General features: G+C 72.7%; 6 protein-coding genes. 2 read left to right on the forward strand and 4 right to left on the reverse strand.

The annotated features are described in order from the left end of the window. Nucleotides 1–15 precede the first annotated feature (15 nt). The 4 genes from BJY18_RS06350 to BJY18_RS06365 form a co-directional block, all read right to left on the reverse strand. Complete coding sequence (locus BJY18_RS06350) at nucleotides 16–4,359, reverse strand: type I polyketide synthase (protein WP_446680359.1); 4,344 nt, start codon at nucleotides 4,357–4,359, stop codon at nucleotides 16–18. 188 nt (nucleotides 4,360–4,547) lie between these two features. Next, complete coding sequence (locus BJY18_RS06355; RefSeq protein WP_184778519.1) at nucleotides 4,548–14,513, reverse strand: SDR family NAD(P)-dependent oxidoreductase; 9,966 nt, start codon at nucleotides 14,511–14,513, stop codon at nucleotides 4,548–4,550. Nucleotides 14,514–14,528: 15 nt separating this feature from the next. Further along, nucleotides 14,529–14,825 (reverse strand): hypothetical protein, encoded by a 297-nt coding sequence (locus BJY18_RS06360; protein ID WP_221460263.1) that lies wholly within the window; start codon nucleotides 14,823–14,825, stop codon nucleotides 14,529–14,531. After that, nucleotides 14,825–21,145 (reverse strand): type I polyketide synthase, encoded by a 6,321-nt coding sequence (locus tag BJY18_RS06365; protein ID WP_184778521.1) that lies wholly within the window; start codon nucleotides 21,143–21,145, stop codon nucleotides 14,825–14,827. The genes BJY18_RS06360 and BJY18_RS06365 overlap by 1 nt, the downstream gene beginning before the upstream one ends. Before the next feature lie 313 nt (nucleotides 21,146–21,458). On the opposite strand from BJY18_RS06365, the gene BJY18_RS06370 reads away from it, so the two are divergent. Together BJY18_RS06370 and BJY18_RS06375 are read left to right on the forward strand one after the other, a co-directional pair. Next, a complete protein-coding gene (locus BJY18_RS06370; RefSeq protein WP_184778523.1) occupies nucleotides 21,459–23,147 on the forward strand; it encodes a flavin monoamine oxidase family protein in 1,689 nt (562 codons plus the stop codon). A gap of 16 nt (nucleotides 23,148–23,163) precedes the next feature. Then, nucleotides 23,164–24,570, forward strand: coding sequence for a class I adenylate-forming enzyme family protein (locus tag BJY18_RS06375; RefSeq protein ID WP_184778525.1), 1,407 nt, complete (start codon nucleotides 23,164–23,166; stop codon nucleotides 24,568–24,570).

Below are 24,570 nucleotides of genomic sequence, written 5' to 3' on the forward strand. Positions count from 1 at the left end.
GTCGCTGCGCCCCGTTCAGGCGTCGAGTTGCTGGTCAATGAAGGCGAAGAGGTCCTCGTCGGACGAGGGCACGAAGTCCGGGCCGCTCAGCCTGCCGGCGAGGGCCCGCAGGCGTTCGCTCGCGCGGGCGTGCTCCGCACCGTCGGGTTCGAGCCGGTCCAGTGCCGCTTCGAGGCGCTCGAGCAGCCCATCGAGGTCGGCCGGGGCCGGGCCGGTCTCCGCCAGTTCCTGCCAGAGGTACCCGGCGAGGGCCGCCGGGGTCGGATGGTCGAACACGAGCGTGGCCGGTACGGCCAGCCCGGTGGCGGCGTCGAGCCGGTTACGCAGCTCGACCGCGGTCAGGGAGTCGAAACCCAGTTCGGTGAACGCGCGGTCCGGCCCGATCTTCGCGCTGTCCGGGTGACCGAGCACGCGCGCGACTGTGTCCCGCACGAGCTGGACGAGCAGCCGCCGCTGCTGCGGTTCGATCAGCCCGGCCAGCTGCGCCCGCAGGTCCACTGTGGACGACTCCGCCGCGGCCTCGGCCCCGGGCCGGGGAATCTCGGCCAGCGCCGGGGCGTTCCGGAAGCTTTCGAAGAACGACGGCCAGTCGAAGTCGGCGACGGTCACCTCCGGCTCGCCCGCCACGATCGCGCGGACGAACTCCTCGGCCGCCGCTTCGGGAGGCATCGGACGCAGGCCCTTGCGCCGCACGTCGTCGTCGACGGCTTCGGCCATGCCGCCTTCGGCCCACGGACCCCAGGCGATCGACACAGCCGGAACCCCCTCGGCGCGCCACTGCCGGGCAAGCGCGTCGAGTTCGGCGTTCGCGGCCGCGTAGGCGGCCTGGCCGCCGTTGCCGAGCACCCCGGCCACGGACGAGAAGAGCACCAGAGCGTCGAGGTCGTGCGTCAGCTCCCGCAGGTTGCGGGCGCCGGTCACCTTCGGCCGGGCGACCGCCTCGAACCGGTCGGGGGTGGCCTCGTCGAGGAGCGCGTCGTCGAGGACGCCCGCGGTGTGCACCACGACCCGCAGCTCGTCCAGGCTCGTGACCACTGTGGACAGTGCGGCGTGGTCGGCGGCGTCGCAGGCGTGGATGGTGACCTGGGCCCCGAGCGCGGTGAGCCGTTCGCGCAGCTCGGCTGCGCCCGGCGCGTCCTCGCCACGGCGCGACAGCAGCACCAGGTGCTCCGATCCGGCGCTGGCCAGCCGTTCGGCCACGACCGCGCCGAGCGCGCCCGTGCCACCGGTGACCAGTGCGGTGCCCGAAGTCGTCCACCCCGCCGGTGCGGGCGCGGCCGGGACAAACCGGCGTGCGTACACGCCGTCTTCGCGGATCGCGACCTCGTCTTCCGGGCCGCCGAGGACGGCACACAGGCGCGCGACGGCGACCTCGTCCGGCTGACCGGGCAGCTCGACGCAGCCGCCCCAGCGACGCGGCTGCTCGATCGCCGCGACACGGCCGACCGCGAAAACACCGGGATCGGTGGTGGCGCACCAGATCTTCGCCGGTGTGTCGCGCAGGAGCGCCGCGAGCCCGGCAGCACTGTCCGGGAACGCCAGCACAGGACCGTCCTGCGGAAGCTCGGTGACGTGGAGGGCGCCGAGGGCCTTCGCCGCGGCTTCCGCCCAGGCGTGAGCTTCGGGCGCATACACGGTCCAGTGCGCCTCCGCCGCCGGTGCCGGTTCGATCGGGCGCCAGGTGACTTCGTAACGCCGGGCGGGCGGAGCGTTCCGGTCGGTGGCCGCGAGCCAGAAGCGATCCCGCCGGAACGGGTAGGTCGGCAGCTCGACGCGGCGCGCGCCGGTGCCGTCGAAGATCCCGGCCCAGTCGATGCCCACGCCCGCGGTGAACAGCCGCGCCCGGCCGAGGTCTGCGGCGGCCGCTTCGCCGGAGTCCTTGCGTTGCATGGGCACGAAGACGCCGTCGGCCACGCAGTCGGCGGCGAGCGCGGTCAGGGAGGCGTCCGGCCCGATCTCGACGAACCGGCGGACACCTCGGCTGTGCAGGGTGCGGACGCCGTCGGCGAACCGGACGGCTTCCCGCACCTGCCGCACCCAGTACTCCGGGTCCCGGAGGTCGGCGACGTCACCGGTGAGGCCGGAGACCACGGGGATCCGCGGCTCGGCGTAAGTGACGCTCCGTGCGGCCGCGCGGAAGTCGGCGAGCATGCCGTCCATCAGCGCGGAGTGGAAGGCGTGGCTCACGGGCAGCCGCTTGGCCCGCCGCTGCGGAAAACGCGCGGCGACGGCCAGCACCGCGGCCTCCTCACCGGACAGCACGACCGACGACGGCCCGTTGACCGCGGCGATACCGACCCCGTCGGGCAGGTCGAGTTCGTCTTCGGTGGCCTGCAAGGCGACCATCGCGCCACCCGCGGGCAGCGCACCCATCAGCCGCCCGCGGGCGGTGACCAGCTTCGCGGCGTCCTCCAACGACCACACACCCGCGATGTATGCGGCGGCGAACTCGCCGATCGAGTGGCCGAGCAGGAAGTCGGGCGTGACGCCCCAGGACCGCAGCAGCGCGGCCATCGCGACTTCGAACGCGAACAGCGCGGGCTGCGCGTTCTCCGTGCGGGCCAGCACGTCGGCGTCGGTGATGTCACGGACCCCGGGCAGCAGTGCGCAGACTTCCTCGTACGCGGTGGCGAACGCGGGGAACACCGCGGCCAGCCCGGCACCCATGCCGACGCGCTGCGCACCCTGGCCGGTGCAGAGAAGAGCCAGCTTGCCGCTGCCCGCGCGTTCGACGGTCCCGCGGCCTTCGGCGAGCGCGTCGAGCCCGGCGCGGAGCTCGGCTTCGTCGGCACCGGTGACGGCGGCGCGGAACGGCAACCCCGCCCGGCCGGTGGCGAGGGAGTACGCGATGTCGAGCGGGTCGCCGCCGACGGTCCGCAGCCGTTCCGCCAGCCGGGGCAAGGCGTCCTCGGTGCGCGCGGACAGGATCCACGGGATACGGGCGGGCCGGCGGCGTTCCCCGTCGGTGGGCGCCGGCTCGGGGGCTTGCCGCAGGACGACGTGGGAGTTGGTGCCGCTGATGCCGAACGAGGACACGGCGGCCGCCCGCGGGCGGTCCACCGAGGGCCAGGCGCGGTGCCCGGTGAGCAGTTCGACCGCACCGGAGTCCCAGGCCACGTGCGGTGACGGCTCGTCGGCGTGCAGCGTGCGGGGGAGCTCGCCGCGACGCAGCGCCTCGACCATTTTGATGATCCCGGCGACGCCGGCGGCGGCCTGGGTGTGTCCGAGGTTCGACTTGACCGACCCGAGGTACAGCGGCACCTCGCGGCCCTGGCCGTAGGTGGCCAGCAGCGTGTCGGCCTCGATCGGGTCACCCAGCTTCGTGCCGGTGCCGTGCGCCTCCACGACGTCGACGTCCGTTGTGGACAGTCCGGCGTTCGCCAGCGCGGCGCGGATGACACGTTGCTGTGCCGGGCCGTTGGGGGCGGTGAGGCCGTTGGAAGCGCCGTCGGAGTTGACCGCGGACCCCGCGACGACGGCGAGCACGGGATGGCCGTTGCGGACCGCGTCGGACAGCTTCTCCAGCAGCAGTACGCCGGCACCCTCGGCCCAGCCGGTTCCGTCGGCACCCGCGCCGAACGACTTGCAACGCCCGTCCGGGGCGAGGCCGCGCTGGCGGGAGAACTCGACGAACGTGTCCGGGACGGCCATCACGGTCGCGCCGCCTGCCAGTGCGAGCGTGCACTCCCCCGCCCGCAGCGCCTGTGCGGCGAGGTGAACGGACACCAGCGACGACGAGCACGCCGTGTCGACGGAGACGGCCGGCCCTTCGAACCCGAAGCTGTAGGCGACGCGTCCGGAGAGCACGCTGCCGGCGGTGCCGGTGCCGAGGAAGCCTTCGACCCCTTCGGGCAGCTCGCCGACGCCGGTGGCGTAGTCGTGGTACATGATCCCGGCGAACACGCCGGTCGGGCTGCCCTTGAGCGCGGCCGCGTCGAGCCCGGCGCGTTCCACCGCCTCCCAGCTGACCTGCAGGAGCAGCCGCTGCTGCGGATCCATCGCCAGTGCCTCGCGCGGCGAGACACCGAAGAACTCGGCGTCGAACTCGGCGGCGTCGAGCAGGAAGCCGCCTTCACGCGCGTAGGACGTGCCGGGGTGGTCGGGATCGGGGTGGAACAGCTCGGCGAGGTTCCAGCCGCGGTCGGCGGGGAACGCCGAGATCGCGTCCTCGCCGGCCGCGACCAGGTCCCACAGGGCCTCCGGCGAGTCCACGCCACCGGGGTAGCGGCAGCCCATCCCGATGATCGCCACGGGTTCCCGCGCGGCCTCGGCGAGTTCCCGGTTCCGCGCGGTCAGCCTGCTGTTCTCCTTTACCGATTCCCGCAGCGCGGCAACCAGTTCCTCGGGTGTCGCCATCAGATTCTCCGGACCGGGTTCGACGGGCGAAGCTCGGGCATGTCCCGATCCTGGGGCCGCGGCCCCGCTTCCCGGCGGGCTCTTCACCATCGCGGCCCCACCTGGCGGTAACCGGTCCCCCATCGGACACGCCGGACGCCCGGCCGGAGAGTCCGGCCGGGCGTCCGGCGTGTCCCGTGGTGGCGGGCGCGTTATTCGCGGGCGGTGGACATCGCGCGGCTGATCAGGTCGCCGACCTCCAGTTCGTCGATCGACGCCTCCGGCGCCGCCTCGGGTGCGGAGGAGTCCTCGTCGGGGGATTCCTCGGCCAGGCGGACGAGGGCTTCCAGGACCCCCAGTTCGCGGAAGCGCTCGATCGAGGCACCCGCCAGCGCACGGCGGAGACGTCCCTCGTCCGGCAGCGGGACCTCCGGGAACAGCAGGTCCCCCAGGTGGGCCGCGAGGGCGGCCGGGGTGGGGTGATCGAACACCACCGTCGCACCCAATGCCCTCCCGGCCGCCGCCGCGAGCCGGTTGCGCAGTTCCACCGACGTGAGCGAGTCGAACCCGAGGTCGGTGAACGCGTGCTCGGGGGCTACTTCGTCGGCCGAGCCGAACCCGAGTACCTGCGCGGTGTGCGTGCGGACCAGATCCGCGAGTGCGTCGGACCGTGCGGCCGGCGCGAGTGACGCCAGGTCCGGCGCGGCCGCGGCCGCGGTGCTTGCCGCACGCCGCACCGGCAGCCGGACCAGGCCGGTGAGCAGCGCGGGCAGCGTGCCGGCCCGCGCTTGTTCGCGCAGACCGGCGAGGTCGAGCTTGACCGGCACCGCCACCGGGCCGCCCGCGAGGTCGAACAGCGCCGTCCCCTCCTCCGGGGTCAGCGCGCCGAATCCGTCGCGGTGCATCCGGTCGACGAGCGCCGGGTCGAGCACCCCGCCCATACCGTCGGCTGCCCACAACCCGTACGCCAGTGACCGCGCGGGCAGGCCTGCCGCATGCCGCTGCTCGGCGAGCGCGTCGAGACAAGCGTTGGCGGCGGCGTAGTTGCCCTGCCCGGGTCCGCCGAGCACGCCGGAGACCGACGAGACGAGCACGAACTCGGTCAGCTCCCGGTCGCGGGTCAACTCGTCGAGATGCCGCGCGCCGTCGGCCTTGGGGCCGAGGACCCGGTCCACCCGCTGCGGGGTGAGTGCCGTGACGACGCCGTCGTCCAGAACGCCCGCCGCGTGCACGATCCCCTTCAGGTCGGGAATCCCGGCCAGCAGTGCGGCGACAGCGGCGCGGTCGGCGACATCGCACGCCTCGATCCGTACCTCGGCGCCCAGTTCGCCCAGCCGCTGCGCGAGTTCTGCCGCGCCCGGCGCGGCAGGCCCGCGGCGGCCGGTGAGCACGAGCCGTTCCACCCCGTGGGTGGTGATCAGCCGCTCGGCCAGCTGCGCCCCGACCCCGCCGGTGCCGCCGGTCACCAGGACCGTGCCCGCCGGGTCCCAGTCCGGCTTGCGACCGGGCTCGGCGCGGACCAGCCGCGGCACCTCCGCCCGCCCGGCGCGGACGCGCACGCGCGGCTCGTTCAACGCCAGCGCGGTGTCCACATCGGACACGTCGCCGTCGAGGACGACGAAACGGCCGGGGTTTTCGGCCTGGGCCGAGCGGACCAGACCGGCCGCGGCGGCGTCGGCGAGTCCGTCGCCGGTCAGCACGACCAGGCGGGAGCCGGAGAACCGGGCTTCGGCCAGGAACCGCTGCAGCACGTCGAGCACGGCGTGGGTGACCTCGTGCACGTCCCCCTCGGGCCGCGGCAGGACCACCACGGGCGGCGCCGGTTCGGCGACCTCCGCCCAGCGCTGCCACACCACCGGGGGCGCGGCGGGAACGTCGACCGCGACGTGCTCGACGCGGAACAGGGAGCGGTCTTCGCCACCACGCAGCTGGTCGCCGGTGACCGCGCGGACGACCAGCGAGCCGACGCTCAGGACCGGGGTGCCGGCGAGGTCGGTCACCTCGAGGGCGATCTCGCCGGGGCCGGTGAACCGCAGCCGTGCGCGGACCGCGGTGGCGCCCCTGGCGTGCAGGCTCACGTCGGTCCAGCTGAACGGCAGGGCCCCGGCTTCCTCGCCGGCGCCGAGGAACATGCCGTGCAGGGCCGCGTCGAACAGCGCCGGGTGCAGGCCGAAGCGGGCGGCGTCGTCGTGGGCCTCCTCCGGCAGCGACAGCTCCGCGTAGAGGTCGTCGCCGTCGCGCCAGGCCGCCTGCAGTCCCTGGAACAGCGGGCCGTAGGCGAAGCCGCGGTCGGCCAGGTCCTCGTAGAAGGTGCCCAGGTCCACCGGCTCGAGGCCGGCCGGCAGGGCGAACCCGGCCGCGGGTGGCGCCGCTTCGGCCAGTACGCCGGATGCGTTGAGCTCCCAGGCCTCGCCCGGGACACGGGAGTGGATCGTGACCGCGGCGGACGCGCTGACCGCGACCTGCAGCTCGACCGCGCCGGAGCGCGGGACGACCAGCGGACCGTGCAGGGTCAGCTCGGCCAGCCGCGGCCGGCCGGCTTCGTCGCCGGCCCGCACGGCCAGTTCCGCGAGCGCGGCGCCGGGCAGCAGGACGGTGTCGTGCACGGTGTGCCCGGCCAGCCACGGGTGGGTGGCGAGCGAGAGGCGTCCGGTGAGGACGGTGCCGTCCCCTTCGGCCAGCTGCAGTCCGGCGGCGAGCAGCGGATGACCGGGCGTTTCGAGCCCGGCCTGGCCGACGTCGGCGGCGCCGGCCGGGGCGAGCCAGAAGTGCTTGCGCTGGAAGGGATAGGTCGGCAGCGGAACCGCCCGCGCGCCGGGCAGCACCGCGGACCAGTCGATCCGGACGCCCTGAACGTACAGGGCAGCCAACGCTTGCATCACCGTGGTGACTTCGTCGTGGTCGCGTCGCTGAAGGGGTATCCCGTTCTCCACCAACCCACTCAACACCGCATCCGGACCCACCTCCACACACGCCGTCACCCCATCAAGACGACCCACCGCATCAGCAAACCGCACCGTCGCACGCACATGCTCAACCCAATACTCAGGATCCGACCAATCCCCACCCGCACGCACCGTCGACTCCACCGGAATCCGCGGCACACCAAACGACAAACCCCGAACAACCCCACGAAACTCATCCAACATCGGCTCCATCAACACCGAATGAAACGCATGCGACACCTCCAACCGCTTCACCCGACGACCCGCAAACCTCTCCACCACACCCCACGTCGGCCCCTCCACACCCGACAACACCACCGACGACGGACCATTCACCGCCGCCAACGACACCCCCTCCGTCAAATACTCAGCAACCTCACCCTCCGACGCCTGCACCGCAACCATCACCCCACCAGCCGGCAACGCCTGCATCAACCGACCCCGCGCAACCACCAACCGCGCCGCATCCCCCAACGACAACACCCCAGCCACATGCGCAGCCGCAATCTCCCCCACCGAATGCCCCACCACCACATCCGGCACCACACCCCACGACTCCACCAACCGAAACAACGCCACCTCAAAAGCAAAAATCGCCGGCTGCGCACACTCCGTCCGCGACACATCCCCCACATCCGGCAACAACGCACACACCTCGTCAAACGCCGCCGCAAACACCGGAAAAGCCCCATACAACCCAGAACCCATCCCAGCCCACTGCGAACCCTGACCCGAAAACACAAACGCCAACTTCCCAGACCCAACCCGACCGGAACGCCCACGCCCCTCAGCCACCTCAGCCAACCCCGCCGACAGGTCGCCGACGACGGCGGCCCGCCGCTCGTGCGCGGTCCGCGTGGTCGCCAGGGAGAACGCGACGTCCGCATCGGCGGTTCCGACCAGCGGCATCAGCGCACGGGCTCGTTCGGCCAGCGCCGCGTCCGTCTTCGCCGACAGCACCCACGGGACGACCCCGGCGGGCGTGGGCTCGCGGGGTGGCTCCGCGGGCACCTGTTCCAGGACGACGTGCGAGTTCGTCCCGCTGATCCCGAACGACGACACCGCGCACCGGCGCGGGCGCCCGGTCTCCGGCCACGACCGGGCCTCGGTCAGCAGCGACACAGCCCCGGCGTCCCAGTCCACTTCGGACGACAGCTCCGCGGCGTGCAGGCTGCGCGGCAGCACGCCCCGGCGCATCGCCTCCACCATCTTGATGATCCCGGCGACGCCCGCGGCGGCCTGGGTGTGGCCAAGGTTCGACTTCACCGACCCGAACCACAACGGCTCGTCGCGCTCGGCTCCGTAGGTCGCGATCAGGGCCTGCGCCTCGATCGGGTCGCCGAGCCGGGTGCCGGTTCCGTGCGCCTCGACCGCGTCGACGTCCGAAGTGGACAGCCCGGCGTCGGCGAGTGCAGCGCGGATGACGCGCTGCTGCGAAGGACCGTTCGGCGCGGTGAGGCCGTTCGACGCGCCATCCTGGTTGACTGCCGACCCGCGCACCACCGCCAGCACGGGGTGACCGTTGCGGCGGGCGTCCGACAACCGTTCCAGCACGAGCACACCGGCACCCTCGGACCAGCCGGTGCCGTCGGCGTCGGCGGAGAACGACTTGCAGCGCCCGTCGGGGGAAAGGCCGCGCTGGCGCGAGAAGTCCAGGAAGGTCTCCGGCGTGGCCATCACGGTGACGCCACCGGCGAGTGCCATCGTGCACTCGCCGGCCCGCAGCGCGCGGGCCGCGAGGTGCAGGGCGACCAGCGAGGACGAGCACGCCGTGTCCACCGACACCGCAGGGCCTTCCAGGCCGAGGGTGTAGGCGACCCGGCCGGACAGGACGCTGGCCGAGGTGCCGGTGCCGAGGAACCCGGCGACGCTGTCGGGGACGCTCGCGAGCTTCGCCGCGTAGTCGTAGTACATGATCCCGGCGAACACGCCGGTAGGGCTGCCCTTGAGTGAAAGCGGGTCGAGCCGGGCGCGTTCGAGGGCTTCCCAGCTGACCTCCAGCAGGAGGCGCTGCTGCGGGTCCATCGCCAGTGCCTCACGCGGCGAGATGCCGAAGAACTCCGGGTCGAACTCGCCTGCGTCGTGCAGGAAACCGCCTTCGCGCGTGTAGGTCTTGCCGGGCAGGCCGGGCTCGGGGTCGTAGATTCCCTCGACGTCCCAGCCGGGGCGGACGGGGAACGGCGTGATGGCGTCGGTGCCGGTGTCGACGAGGTCCCACAGGTCCTCCGGCGACCGCACACCCCCCGGGTACCGGCAGGCCATGGCGACGATGGCGATCGGTTCGTCGGCCGGGCCGCGACGCTGGGCGGGGACGACGGTCTTCTCCTCGGTCTTCTCTTCGGTGCCGAGCAGGTGACCGGCCAGGAACGCGGCCACCGCGGCCGGGGACGGGTGGTCGAACACCAGTGTCGCCGGCAGCCGCAGCCCGGTCTCGGCCGACAGCTCGTTGCGCAGCTCGACGGCCGTGAGGGAATCGAAGCCGAGTTCGCTGAACGGCCGCGAGGGCTCCACGGTGTCCGCGCCCGCCCGTCCGAGTACCGCCGCCACTCGCGTGCGGACAAGGTCGATCAGCAGGGGCTCGCGGTCGGCTTCGGGTACGGCGGCCAGCCGCGCGGCGAGTCCGTCGGTTCCGGCGCCGCGCGCCGCGGCCCGGCGCGTCCGCGCCCGGACCAGCCCGCGCAGCAACGGCGGCACGCCCGACGCGGCCTCGCGGACCGCGGCGAGGTCCAACCGGACCGGGACGAGCACCTCTCCCCCGTCGGCCAGTGCCGCGTCGAACAACGCCAGTCCTTCCGCGACGTCGAGGGCGCCGAAACCGTCGCGGCCGATGCGATCGCGGTCGGTGCCGGCGAGCCCGGCGCCCATGCCCTGCTGCCAGAGCCCCCAAGCCAGGGACTGCGCGGGCTTTCCGGCCCCGCGACGGCGGGCCGCGAGGGCGTCCAGCGCGGCGTTGGCCGCGGAGTAGGCGGCCTGGCCGGGCGAGCCGAACACCCCCGCGACGGAGGAGAACATCACGAAGAAGTCGAGATCGCCGGCCAGCTCGTCGAGGACCTCCGCGGCGGTGGCCTTGGCCCGGAAGACCGCGGCCAGCCGCTCCGGGCCGAGCGCGGTGACGACGCCGTCGTCGAGGACACCGGCCGCGTGGACGACACCGGTGACCGGGGGCTCCGCGCGGTCCAGAAGGGTGCGGACCTGGTCGCGGTCGGCGACGTCGGCCGCCTCGACCCGGACGTCCGCACCCAGCTCGGCGAGTTCGGCGGCCAGGGCCTCGGCGCCGGGCGCGGCCGGACCACGGCGGCTGACCAGCAGCAGGTGCCGGACGCCGTGAGTGGCGACCAGATGCCGGGCCAGCTCGGCGCCGAGCCCACCGGTGCCACCGGTGACCAGCACGGTCCCCGCGGTGTGCACGGGGTCCACAGTGGACCCCGTGGACCCACCGGGGCCGGCGACTCGGGCGAGCCGTGGAGCGAAAAGCCTGCCGTCCCGGACGTGGACCTCGGGTTCGCCACCGGCCAGTGCGGTGTCCAGATCCGCGCGGGTGCCGTGGACCAGCACGATCCGGTCCGGGTTCTCGGCCTGCGCGGTGCGGACCAGGCCGTCGGCGGCGCCTCCCGTGGTCAGGACGGCGAGGACGCCGTCACTGTCGGCGGCCAGGAACTGCTGCACCGCGCGCAGGGTCGCGATGACGGCTTCGAGCGGCGCACCGGACGGGACCTCGAAGACATCGGCCACGGTGACCTCGGCCGCGGCGGGGACCAGCGGCGCGAGATCGAGGCGGTAGAGCCCGTCGCGGACCGGCGCCGACGCCGGCGTGACCGCGCGGACGCTCAACGCGCCGATCGAAGCGACCGGGGCACCGGTCCCGTCGGCAAGCTCGAAGGAAAGCGCGCCGTCGGCTTCCGGACGGGCGTGCACCCGCAGCTCGGTCGCCCCGCGGGCGTGCAGGACGACGTCCCGCCAGGCGAACGGCACCGCGCCCTGGTCGGCCCCGCCCGGAACGGCGGTGGCCTGCAGCGCGGCGTCGAGCAGAGCCGGGTGAAGACCGAATTTCGCGGCCTCGTCCTCGTCCGGCACGGCGACCTCGGCGAAGATCTCGGCGCCCCGGCGCCAGACCCGCCGCAGGCCCCGGAAGATCGGGCCGTAGGCGAGCCCGGCGGTGGCGAGCCGGTCGTAGGCGTCGGTGAGGTCGACGGCTTCGGCACCCTCCGGCGGCCACGCGAAGTCCACAGTGGACGCCGGCGGATGGCCGAGGGTGCCGGTGGCGTGAGTGGTCCACGAGTGCTCGGGCAGCCGCGAATGGATCGACACCGGGCGGCGGCCGTACTCGTCGGCCGCGCCGACGACGACCTGGACCTCCGGCGCGGTACCGCGGTCGAGCGCCAGCGGCTCCTGCAGCACGAGCTCCTCGACACCGCCGCAGCCGGTCTCATCGGCGGCACGGACGGCCAGCTCGGCGAACGCGGTCCCCGGCACCAGGACGCGGCCGGCGACCACGTGGTCGGCCAGCCACGGATGGCGATCGAGCGAGAGGCGGCCGGTGAGCAGCAGGCCGTCGTGGTCCGCGACGGACACCGCGGCGCCGAGCAGCGGATGGTCGGCGGCAGCAAGGCCGGCCGAGGTCACGTCGGCTTCGTCGTCCTGGTCGAGCCAGAAGTGCTCGTGCTGGAACGGGTAGGTCGGCAGTTCGGTGAACTGCCCGCTGCCGCCGAAGTAGCCGGCCCAGTCGACCGGGACGCCGAGGGTGTGCAGCCGGCCGAGCGCCGTGACGAGGTGCTGCGGCTCGTCGTGGTCGCGTCGTTGAAGGGGTATCCCGTTCTCCACCAACCCACTCAACACCGCATCCGGACCCACCTCCACACACGCCGTCACCCCATCAAGACGACCCACCGCATCAGCAAACCGCACCGTCGCACGCACATGCTCAACCCAATACTCAGGATCCGACCAATCCCCACCCGCACGCACCGTCGACTCCACCGCAATCCGCGGCACACCAAACGACAAACCCCGAACAACCCCACGAAACTCATCCAACATCGGCTCCATCAACACCGAATGAAACGCATGCGACACCTCCAACCGCTTCACCCGACGACCCGCAAACCTCTCCACCACACCCCACGTCGGCCCCTCCACACCCGACAACACCACCGACGACGGACCATTCACCGCCGCCAACGACACCCCCTCCGTCAAATACTCAGCAACCTCACCCTCCGACGCCTGCACCGCAACCATCACCCCACCAGCCGGCAACGCCTGCATCAACCGACCCCGCGCAACCACCAACCGCGCCGCATCCCCCAACGACAACACCCCAGCCACATGCGCAGCCGCAATCTCCCCCACCGAATGCCCCACCACCACATCCGGCACCACACCCCACGACTCCACCAACCGAAACAACGCCACCTCAAAAGCAAAAATCGCCGGCTGCGCACACTCCGTCCGCGACACATCCCCCACATCCGGCAACAACGCACACACCTCGTCAAACGCCGCCGCAAACACCGGAAAAGCCCCATACAACCCAGAACCCATCCCAGCCCACTGCGAACCCTGACCCGAAAACACAAACGCCAACTTCCCAGACCCAACCCGACCGGAAAGCCCGCGCCCCTCAGCCACCTCAGCCAACCCCGCCGACAGCGTTTCCCAATCGGCCCCGGCGACCACCGCCCGGTACGGCAGCGCGGCCCGGTCCAGGGCCAGCGTCCGCCCCGCGTCGACCGGATCCACCGTTCCGGCCACCGACCGCAGCCGGCCGGCTTGCGCAGCCAGCGCGGACGGGGTCGCCGCGGACAGCAGCAGGGGCACCACCGCCGGCGGCGGGGAGGGCTCGGCCGCGACCGCCTCCGGCGCCTGCTCCAGGACGATGTGCGAGTTCGTCCCGCTGATCCCGAACGACGACACCGCGCACCGGCGCGGCTGCTCGCCCACCGGCCACGGCGTGCGCTCGGTCAGCAGCGAAACCGGGCTCGCGGCCCAGTCGACCTCGCGGCTCGGCGTGCCCACGTGCAACGTCGGCGGCAGCACACCGTGACGCATCGCCTCCACCATTTTGATGATCCCGGCGACGCCGGCCGCGGCCTGCGCGTGTCCGAAGTTCGATTTGACCGAGCCGAGGAACAGCGGCCGCTCGCGGCCGGCACCGTAGGTGGCCAGCAGCGCCTCGGCTTCGATCGGGTCGCCCAGCCGGGTTCCGGTGCCGTGCGCCTCGATCGCGTCGACGTCCGAAGTGGACAGCTCGGCGTCGGCCAGCGCGGCGCGGATCACCCGCTGCTGCGACGGGCCGTTCGGCGCGGTCAGGCCGTTCGACGCACCGTCGGAGTTCACCGCCGTACCCCGCACCACGGCGAGGATCCGGTGCCCGTTGCGCTGCGCGTCGGACAGCCGCTCCAGCACCAGCACGCCGACGCCTTCGGCCCACGCGGTGCCGTCGGCGTCGTCGGAAAAGGACTTGCAGCGCCCGTCCGGTGCGAGGCCGCGCTGGCGGGCGAAGTCGACGAAAATGCCCGGCGACGCCATCAGGTTGACGCCGCCGGCGAGGGCCAGCGAGCACTCCCCCGCGCGCAGGCCGCGGACCGCCGCGTGCACCGCGACCAGCGACGAGGAGCACGCGGTGTCGATCGACACCGCCGGGCCCTCGAACCCGAACTGGTAGGCGATGCGTCCGGAGTGGACACTGCAGGTGGTGCCGGTGAGCAGGTAGCCGTCGACGGTGTCGCCCGGATTGTGCAGCCGTGGGCCGTATTCCTGCGCGGACACCCCGACATAGACGCCGGTGTCGCTGCCGCGCAGCGCTTCCGGATCGATGCCGGAGCGTTCGACGGCCTCCCACGACGTTTCCAGCAGCAGCCGCTGCTGCGGTTCCATGGCGAGCGCCTCGCGTGGGGAGATACCGAAGAACTCGGCGTCGAACCCGCCCGCGCCGGGCAGGAACCCGCCCGTGCGCACGTAGGTGGTGCCGCGGTGGTCGGGGTCGTCGTCGAACAGCCCGGTGGTGTCCCAGCCGCGGTCGGCCGGGAACTCGCCGATGCCCTCGCGGCCCTGGTCGACGAGGTCCCACAGGGCGGCGGGCGAGTCGGCCCCGCCGGGGAACCGGCAGTCCATCCCGATGATCGCGACCGGTTCGTGCCGGCTCGACTCGGCCTCGCGCAGCCGTTCCCGGGTCCGGTGCAGGTCACCCGTGACGCGCTTCAGCAGGTCCAGCAGCTTGTCTTGGTCCGCCATCACACCCTCGCAGTGTCAGAAGATCTCATCGGTGAGGAAGTCGAAGACCTTGTCGACGGCGGCATCGAAGAGCATGTCGTCGAACTCCTTGTCGCCGTCCCCGGCGGCGTAGGCCAGCAGCAGCTTCTTCAGCGGCTTGGCGACCTTCTTGCGTTCCTCGGGGCTCAGCTCGCGCAGGCTTTCGCTCAGCTTTTCGATCTCGCCGAGCACCCGGGCCACGGCTTGCTGGTCCACCTTGTTCTTGCCCGCCTTCTTCTTGTCCGCTTTCTTCTTGTCCGCTTTCTTCTTGTCCGCTTTCTTCTTGTCCGCCATCAGGAGATGCCCAGCTCGGTGGCCAGGAAGTCGACGACCTCGTCGGCGGTCGCGTCCGCCAGCCGGGCGCCGCCCTCGGACGTGGCGAAGCCGTCCAGCATGGCCCGCAGCCGCGCCGCGATCCGCCCGTCGTCCTCGACCTCGGAAAGGCGCGCCGCCACCTGGTCGAGTTCGGCGAGCACCGCGTCCGCCGGATCCACCGACGGCGGCGCCAGCTCGGCCAGCAGGTGTGCGGCCAACGCGGCCACGGTCGGGTGGTCGAAGACCGCGGTCGCCGACAACCGCAGGCCGGTCACGGCATTCATCCGGTTTCGCAGCTCCACCGACGTCAGCGAATCGAAGCCCAGGTCCTTGAACGCGCGGGCCGGGTCGATGGCGCCGCCCGCTTCGTGCCCGAGGACGCCGGCGGCGTTGTGCCGCACCAGGTCGACGAGCACGGCCCGGCGTTCGTCGTCGGGCAGACCGGCGAGCCGGTCACGGAGGCCGGTCTCCTGTCGCGCCGTGCTCGCGGCCCGGCGCGTGGTGACCTTCGCCAAGGAGCGCAGAACGGGCGCGACCTCGGTCGTCCGGGCATGGGCGCGCAGCGCGCCGCGGTCGAGTTCGATCGGCAGCACCGTGGCGAAGCCTCCGGCGAGGGCAGCGTCGAACAGTTTCAGCCCCGTCTCCACGGTCAACGGTGGAAGCCCTTCCCTGGCAAGGCGTTCGACATCGGCATCGGCCAGCTCGCTGCCCATGCCTTCGCGCCACAACCCCCATGCCAGCGACACGGCGGGCAACCCTTCGGCCCGGCGCTGCTCGGCGAGCGCGTCCAGGAACGTGTTCGCGGCGGCGTAGGACGCCTGCCCCGCCGATCCGACGACACCGGACACCGAGGAGTAGAGCGCGAAGAGGGCGAGGTCGCGGTTCTTCGTGAGCTCGTGCAGATGCCAGGCCGCGTCGGCCTTCGGCCGCAGGACCCCGGACAGCCGCTCGGGGGTGAGCGCCGTCAGGATGCCGTCGTCGAGAACACCGGCGGCGTGGACGACCCCGGTGAGGTCGACCCCGTCGAGCAGCGCCGCCAGCGCGTCCCGGTCGGCGACGTCGCAGGCCTCGACCCGCACCTGCGCACCCAGGCCGCGCAGGTCGGCCGCCAGGTCGGCGGCGCCGGGGGCGGCCGGGCCGCGACGGCTGGTCAGCAGCAGCTTCGTCACCCCGTGCTTCGTCACCAGATGCCGGGCGATCACCGCACCGAGCCCGCCGGTGCCACCGGTCACCAGCACCGTGCGCGCCGGATCGGGCGAACGCGGGATCGTCAGCGCGATCTTGCCGACATGCTTGGCGTGGCTCAGGAAACGGAACGCCTCACGCGCCTCCCGGACATCCCACGAACGCACCGGCAACGGCCGCAACGCACCCGACTCGAACAGGTCGATCAGCGCGTCCCACATCCGCGCGGTCCGCTCCGGACCCGCCTCGATCAGGTCGAACGCGCGGTACCGGACGCCCTCGGGAGCACGGACGTCGGTCTTGCCCATCTCCAGGAACCGGCCACCCGGCGCCATCGTGCGCAACGACGCGTCGACGAAGTCCCCGGCCAGCGCGTTCAGCACCACATCGATCCCGCTGAACCGCTCCGCGAACTCCAGCGTCCGGCTCGACGCGATGTGCTGCCCGTCCAGCCCGGCCTCGCGCAGCACGGCCTGTTTGCCCGCACTCGCGGTGCCGAAGACCTCGGCACCGAGGTGCTGCGCCACCTGCACGGCCGCCATCCCCACTCCACCAGCAGCAGCATGGACCAAGATCGACTCCCCCGCTCGCAAACCGGCCAAATCGACCAGAGCGTAGTACGCGGTGAGGAAGACCAGCGGCGTCGTCGCGGCCTGTTCATCCGTCCAGTCCACCGGGACGCGGGCCAGCATCGGCCGCTCGCCGGCCACGACCGGACCGATGCCGCCGTGCACCACGCCCATCACGCGGTCGCCGGGGGTCAGATCGGTGACATCGACGCCTGCCTCGAGCACGGTGCCCGCCACTTCGCAGCCGAGCGGCCCGGCCTCGCCCGGGTACATGCCCAGGACGTTGAGGACATCCCGGAAGTTCAGCCCGGCCGCGCGCACGGCGATCCGCACCCCGAGCGGACCGAGCGGTTCCTCGGGCGCCGGTTCCAGGATCAGCTGGTCCACCGTGCCCTCTCCGTCCTTCCCGAGGCGCCAAGGCTGCTCCGGCGGCAGCAGAACGCCGCCCGCTTCGGCGATCCGCGGGACCAGCGGCACGCCGTCGCGCACCGCGACCTGCGGTTCCCCGGTGCCGACGGCCATCGGCACGTCGGCGGGCTCACCCGCCACCAGGACGAAACGCCCCGGGTGCTCGGCCTGCGCGCTGCGAACCAGGCCCCACACCGCGGCCGCCACCGGGTCGTCGTGTCGCGTGTGGACGACCAAAGTGGACTCATCACCGAGTACCCAGTCCTGGAGCACGGCGAGGACCCGTGCGGTCACCTCGTGCAGCGCCATCACCGGATCGCCGTCGGTGCCGACGGTCAGCACGGTGGGCCTGCCCGGGTGCGTCGCGGGGAAGGTCACGGTGGGCACCGGTTCCGCCGCCGGGACCGCCGCCCATCCCAGGGTGTGCAGCCCGGCGGGCAGCTCCGGCCCGCGGGCGGCGGGCCGCCGGACGACGAGGGCGCCGACGCTCAGCACGACCGCCCCCGCGGGGTCGGCGGCGACCAGGGACACAGTGTCCCCGGCGGTGAAGGAAAGCCGCACCCGCACCGTTTTCGCGTCGCCGGCGTGCAGGCGGACCCCGGACCACGAGAACGGCAACCCGCCCGCGGACTCCGCCGACTCGCGCAGGAACAGCGCGTGCAGTGCCGAATCCAGCAGGGCTGGGTGGATGCCGAATCCGCTGTCCTCGACCGAGACCTCGGCGTAGACGTCGTCACCGTCCACCCATGCGGCCCGAAGCCCGCGGAACACGCCTTCGTAGCCGAACCCTGGCAGGGTGTCGTAGTCCAGTTCGCGCGGTTCCCCCGGCGGCGGCCAAGCGACGGGCACCACCTCGTCCGGGACGGCCGCGGTGAGCGTGCCGGTCGCGTGCCGCGTCCACTCCTCACCGGTCTCCGGTCGGGAGTGGACGGTGATCGCGCGGCGGCCGTCTTCGTCCGGTGCCGTCACGACGACCTGGACTTCGGCGGCGGTGGTGAGGACGAGCGGCGCGCCCAGCGTGAGCTCCTCCACGGCCGGGCAGCCGGTCTCGGCGCCGGCGTGCAGGGCGAGTTCGAGGAATCCGGTGCCCGGGAAGAGCACCTCGCCGCCGACGCGGTGCCCGGCCAGCCACGGCTGGTCGGTGGTGGACAGTCGTGCGGTGAAAACCGTGTCGCCGTCGGCGACCGGGACCACCGCGCCCAGCAGCGGATGGCCGGCGCGGCGCAGGCCGAGCCCGCGCGCGTCGGCCCGTCCGCCGGGGGCCAGCCAGAACCGGGTCCGCCGGAACGGATAGGTGGGCAGGTCGATCCGCCGGCCTCCCGGGGCGAGGGCGGCGAAGTCGACGTCGACTCCACGCACGTGTGCGGTGCCGAGCGCGGCGAGGAATCCGGAAACCTCCGGGCGGTCGCGGCGCAGCAACGGCCGCGCGACACCGTCCTCGACGAGGGCCGACAGCACCCCTTCGGGCCCGAGTTCGAGGTACGTGCCGCAACCCGCTTCGCGCAGCACGCGCGCCGCGGCGGCGAACCGTACCGGCGCCTCGACGTGCCGGATCCAGTACTCGGGGCTGTCGTGGCCGCCGATCCCGCCGGTGACCGTGGAAACGATCGGCAGTGCGGCCGGGTGGTAGTCGACCAACCGCGCGACGCGACCGAACTCCTCGACCATGTCCCGCATCAGCGGCGAGTGGAAGGCGTGGCTGACGTTGAGCCACTTCGTCGTGCCGTCGAACGACGCGAGCGCGCGCCGCAGCACCTCCTCGTCACCGGAGAGGACCACGGACTCCTCGTCGTTGACCGCGGCGATCCCGGCACGGTCCTCGTGACCGGACAGCAGCGCTCGGGCCGTTTCCTCCGATGCCCGCAGCGACACCATCGCGCCGCCCGCGGGAAGCTCCCGCATCAACCTGCCGCGCGCGGTGACCAGCATCGCCGCGTCGGCGAGGGAGAACACGCCGGCCACGTGCGCGGCGGCGAACTCGCCGACGGAGTGCCCGCACAGATATGCCGGTGTCACGCCCCAGCTTTCCAGCAACCGGTACAGCGCGACTTCGACAGCGAACAGCGCGGGCTGCGCGTAGTCGGTGCGGTCGAGGAGTCCGGAATCGCCGAACACGACGTCCCGCAGCGGAGGGTCCAGCTGCAGATCGACGTGGGCGCAGACCTCGTCGAACGCTTCCGCGTAGCCGTCGAACGCGTCGTAGAGTTCACGTCCCATCGCCACGCGCTGCGCGCCCTGGCCGGTGAACAGGAACGCCAGGTCGGCTGCCTCGGGCAGCGGGCCACCGCGCAGGACGCGGTCGTCGAACGCCCGCAGCGCCTCCACGAGGTCCGTCCGGTCCCGTGCGGCCACGAACGCGCGTTCGGGCAGGGTCGCGCGGCTGCGGGCGAGGGAGAAAGCCAGATCGGCCGGGTGGGCATCGAGCGCGGCGAGCCGGCCGGCCTGCTCGCGCAGCGCCTCCGGGTCGGCGGCGGAGAAGCCGACGACGATCGGCGACGGCACCGGCGGCGCCGGCTCGGGCTCACCGCCCGGCGGCGGGTCTTCGAGGATCAGGTGCGCGTTGGTGCCGGAGATGCCGAACGACGATACTGCCGCTCGCCGTGGCCGCCCGACGCGCGGCCAGGCGACGGCCGAGGTGAGCAGCGCGACCGCGCCCGAAGACCAGTCGACGGCCGGGGTCGGCTCGTCCGCGTACAGGGTCCGGGGCAGCAGCTCGTGCCGGAAGGCTTCGACGAGCTTGATGATCCCCGCCGCGCCCGCGGCCGCCTGGGTGTGCCCGAGGTTCCCCTTCACCGCACCCAGGTGCAGCGGCTCGGCCCGGTCGCGTCCGTAGGTCGCCAGCAGCGCCTGCGCTTCGATGGGGTCGCCGAGCGTGGTGCCGGTGCCGTGCGCTTCGACGACGTCGACGTCGACGGTGGACAGCCCGGCGTCGGCCAGCGCGGCACGGATCACCCGCTGCTGCGAAGGACCGTTCGGCGCGGTCAGGCCGTTGGACGCGCCGTCGGAGTTCACCGCGGACCCACGGACCACGGCGAGGACCGGGTGGCCGTGCCGTCGGGCGTCGGACAGCCGCTCCAGGACGAACATGCCCGCGCCCTCGGCCCACGCCGTGCCGTCGGCCGCGGCCGAGAACGGCTTGCATCGCCCGTCCGGCGCCAGGCCGCGCTGCCGGGAGAAGGCGACGAACGGCCCCGGCGAGCCGAGCACAGCGACGCCGCCGGCCAGAGCGAGCGTGCACTCCCCCGCCCGCAGGGCGCGCACGGCCAGGTGCAGTGCGACGAGCGACGCCGAGCACGCCGTGTCCACGGTGAGCGCCGGGCCCTGCAAGCCGAGCGTGTAGGCGATCCGGCCGGAGACGACGCTCGGCGCGCTGCCGGTGAGCAGGTGCCCGTCGAGGCCGTCGGGCGCGTCGGCCAGCCGCGTGCCGTACTCCTGCGGCTCGGCGCCGACGAACACCCCGGTGAGGCTGCCCGCCAGCGCGCCTGCGTCGATTCCGGCGCGCTCCAAGGCTTCCCACGCCGTTTCCAACACCAGGCGCTGCTGCGGGTCCATCGCCAGTGCCTCGCGCGGCGAGACACCGAAGAACCCGGCGTCGAACTCGGCGGCGTCGTGCAGGAAACCGCCGTGGCGCACATACGTCCTGCCCGGAACGCCCGGTGTGGGGTCGTAGAGTCCCTCGACGTCCCACCCGCGATCGGTGGGGAACTCCGTGATGACGTCCCGCCCCTGGTCCACAATGGACCACAGGTCGGCGGGCGAACGCACGTCGCCGGGGTACCGGCAGCCGATCCCGACGATCACCACCGGATCGTCCTCGTCCCCTTCGCGGCGCTCGAGGGCCGCCGGGGCGCCGGTGCCGAAAAGGGACTCGTCCAGGAATCCGGCCACCGCCTCCGGGTCCGGATGGTCGTAGGCCAGCGTCACCGGCAGCTCCAGACCCGTCTCGGCGGACAAACGCTCGTGCAGCCGCACCGCGAGCAGCGAGTCGAAACCGAGGTCGGCGAACGTGCGGCCGGCCGCGGGCACCGGCCCGTCGAGCACCGCCGCCGTCGCCCGCCGGACCACGCCGAGCAGCGTCCGCAGCCGCTCGGGACGTGGCCGGCTTTCCAGCCGCCGCAGGGAATCCAGCTCGCTCATGCGCGCACTCGCCACCTCGGGTCACCCGGCACAGGATCTCGCCGGTCAAGCTAGCCGCACGGACGCCGCCGCCGGGGAGGAACTGTTCCACCGCCGGGTAACCGGGCGCCGGTTCCCCGGTCGTGGGCGGGCGGTGGAAAAACGTATCCGGCACCCACTCGCGGAATCGTTAACGTGGCCACCGGCGAACCGGATTTCAGCGCCGAGACCCGTGGCCACGGCCACGCCGGCGACAGCGAAGGGTCTCCTTCCCGGACGGCGCGACCGTCCACGGGGCCCGCGCGACCCCAACCCACAGCCGGAGGTAACGCCGATGATCATGCCCCCCGTCGAAGAACGCTTGCGGCCCGGCCCGCGGACCGAGGCGGGCCCGGCGAGCATGCTGTGCCCCGACTTCCCGTTCGCCTACGACGACTGGGTCAAGCACCCCGCCGGTCTCGGCCGGCTGCCCGAGCACGCGCTCGGCACCGAGGTCGCGGTGATCGGCGGCGGCCTGTCCGGGCTGGTCGCCGCCTACGAGCTGATGAAGCTCGGCCTGAAGCCGGCGATCTACGAGGCCGGGCACCTCGGCGGCCGGATGCGCTCGGTGACACTCGAGGGCCACCCCGACGCCGTCCTCGACCTGGGCGCGATGCGGTTCCCGCCGTCGTCCGGGACCATGTTCCACTACCTCGACAAGCTGGGGCTGCAGACCACGCCGTTCCCGAACCCGCTGTCGGCCGCTTCGCCGAGCACGGTGATCAACCTGCACGGCCGGAGCCACTGGGCCCGCACCGCCGCCGACCTGCCCGCGGTCTACCGGGAGGTCAACGACGCCTGGACGAAGACCCTGCAGGAGCAGGCGGACATGTCGCTGATGACCGACGCCATCCGGCGCCGCGACACCGCGACGATCAAGGCGCTGTGGAACCACCTGGTGGCCAAGTTCGACACCGTCTCGTTCCACGAATTCCTGGCCTCGTCACCGCAGTTCTGCTCCTTCGAGCACCGCGAGATCTTCGGCCAGGTCGGCTTCGGCTGCGGTGGCTGGGACACCGACTTCCCCAACTCCGTGCTGGAGATCCTGCGCGTCGTGTGCACCGACACCGACGACGAGCACCGCCGCGTCCTCGGCGGCGCCCAGCAGCTGCCGCTCGGGCTCTGGACCCACGAACCCACCGACCTCGCGCACTGGCCCGCCGGGACGTCACTGGCCAAGCTGCACGGCGGCGAGCCCCGCCCCGGCGTGGTGCGGATCGACCGGACCGGCCGCGGGTTCACCGTCGAGGACTCCGCCCGCGGCGTGCGCTCCTACCCGGCGGCGATCTTCGCCGCGCAGAACTGGAACCTGTTCTCGGGCATCAAGGCCGACGAGAACCTGCTGCCCCAGGCGACGTGGACCGCGCTGGAGCGTACGCACTACATGGGCGCCTCCAAGCTGTTCGTCGTCACCGACCGGCCGTTCTGGCTCGAGAAGGACCCGGCGACCGGGCGGGACGTGATGAGCACGACGCTCACCGACCGCTTCCCGCGCGGGGTCTACCTGATCGACAACGGGCCCGACGAGCCCGGCGTGATGCTGCTGTCCTACACCTGGAACGACGACTCGCTGAAGGTCGCGTCGCTGACCGCCGAGCAGCGGTTCGACGCGGTGCTCGACGCGCTCGCCAAGATCTACCCCGGCGTGGACATCCGCTCCCACGTGATCGGCCCGCCGGTCGCCGTCACCTGGGAGACCCAGCCGCACTTCAAGGGCGCCTTCAAGTCCTGCCTGCCCGGCGGCTACCGCTACCAGCGGCGGCTGTCCACCCAGTTCATGCAGCGGGACGCGGCCCCGCACCACCGCGGCTTCTTCCTCGCCGGCGACGACGTCGCCTGGATCGCCGGGTTCTCCGAAAGCGCGGTCACCGCGGCACTGAACGCCGTCTGGGGCGTCGTCGACCACCTCGGCGGCGCGACCCACCCGGACAACCCCGGCCCCGGCGACGTGTTCGACGAGATCGCCCCGGTGTGCCTCGACTGAGCGGAAAGGACTTCCCATGTTCGCGAAGATCTATTCCCCCGACGCGGTCACCGGCGGCGCGGCGTTCGAGCAGCAGGCCCTGCGCGTGGCGGAGGTCCTGCGCAACCGGGGCGTCGGCTCCGGCGACCGGGTGCTGCTCAAGGCCGAGAACACCCTGGGCTATCTGACGGTCCTGCTCGCGCTGATGCACGTCGGCGCGTCGATCGTGCTCGTGGACCACATGGAGCACGCCGAGCGCACCGCCGAGACGATCGAGTCCTCCGGGGTCGCGCTCGCCGTGGTCGACGGCGACGCGCCGATGCCGGCGGACGCGCCCGCGGAATACGTCTACGAGATCATGGTCGCCGCCGCCGACCGCGTCCCCGACGACGTCCATCTGCGCTTCGACGTGTGGGAGAAGCTTCCGGACAGCCTGGTGATGTGGTCGTCCGGCTCGACCGGCGTGCCCAAGGGCGTGGCGAAGAACGGCGCGAAGTTCCTGAAGAACCTGGAGCGCAACGCCGACCTGGTCGGGCACCGCGCCGGCGACGTCCTGCTGCCGCTGCTGCCGTTCAACCACCAGTACGGCCTGTCGATGGTGCTCATCGCGTGGCTGCGGGACTGCGAGTTCGTGATCGCGCCCTACCGCCGTCCCGACCGGGCACTGCGGCTGGCCGGCTGGGCGGGGGCCACGGTCGTCGACGCGACCCCGTCGACCTACCGCAGCCTGTTCAACATCATCGCCAAGCGCCCGTCACTCAAGGACGACTTCGCGCGTGTGCGGATGCTCTGCAGTGGCGCGGCCCCGCTGGAACGGGCCGTGGTGGAGCAGGGCGAGGAGCTGTTCGGCCTGACGCTGCTCGACAGCTACGGCAGCACCGAAATGGGCAACGTCGCCTTCGCCAACCTCGAAAACCCGCACGGCTGCGGGCAGGTCGTCGAAGGACTGGCGATCGAGGTACGAGCCGAGGACGGCACCGCCCTGCCCGCCGGCGAGGTCGGCGAGCTGTTCGTGCTCGACCCGGACCTGATGGAGGGCTATCTCGACGGCGCGGGCCGGATCGTCCCGGCCGCACGCGGCTGGTACGCCACCGGCGACCTCGGCCGGGTCGAGGACGACGGGAACCTGTTCGTCGTCGGCCGCAAACGGGCGGTGCACCGCAACGGTCACACGCTGCACCCGGACGTCATCGAGCACCGGCTGGCCGAGGACGGCTGCTCGGCGAAGATCGTCGCGCTGCCCGATCGGCGCCGCGGGTCGAGCCTGGTGTTCGTCGTCCAGGACGACGCGCTGCGGGATCCGCACTACTGGCAGGACCGCATCCGCGGGGTGCTGCCGCCGGCCGAGCAGCCGAACCGGGTGCTCGTCACCGAGCAGTTCCCGTTGAACCGCAACGGGAAACCCGACCGTCAACAGATCGAGCGGTTCGCCGCCGCCGAGTAG

Origin of the sequence: Amycolatopsis jiangsuensis (assembly GCF_014204865.1) — a bacterium.
Classification (GTDB): Bacteria; Actinomycetota; Actinomycetes; order Mycobacteriales; family Pseudonocardiaceae; genus Amycolatopsis; species Amycolatopsis jiangsuensis.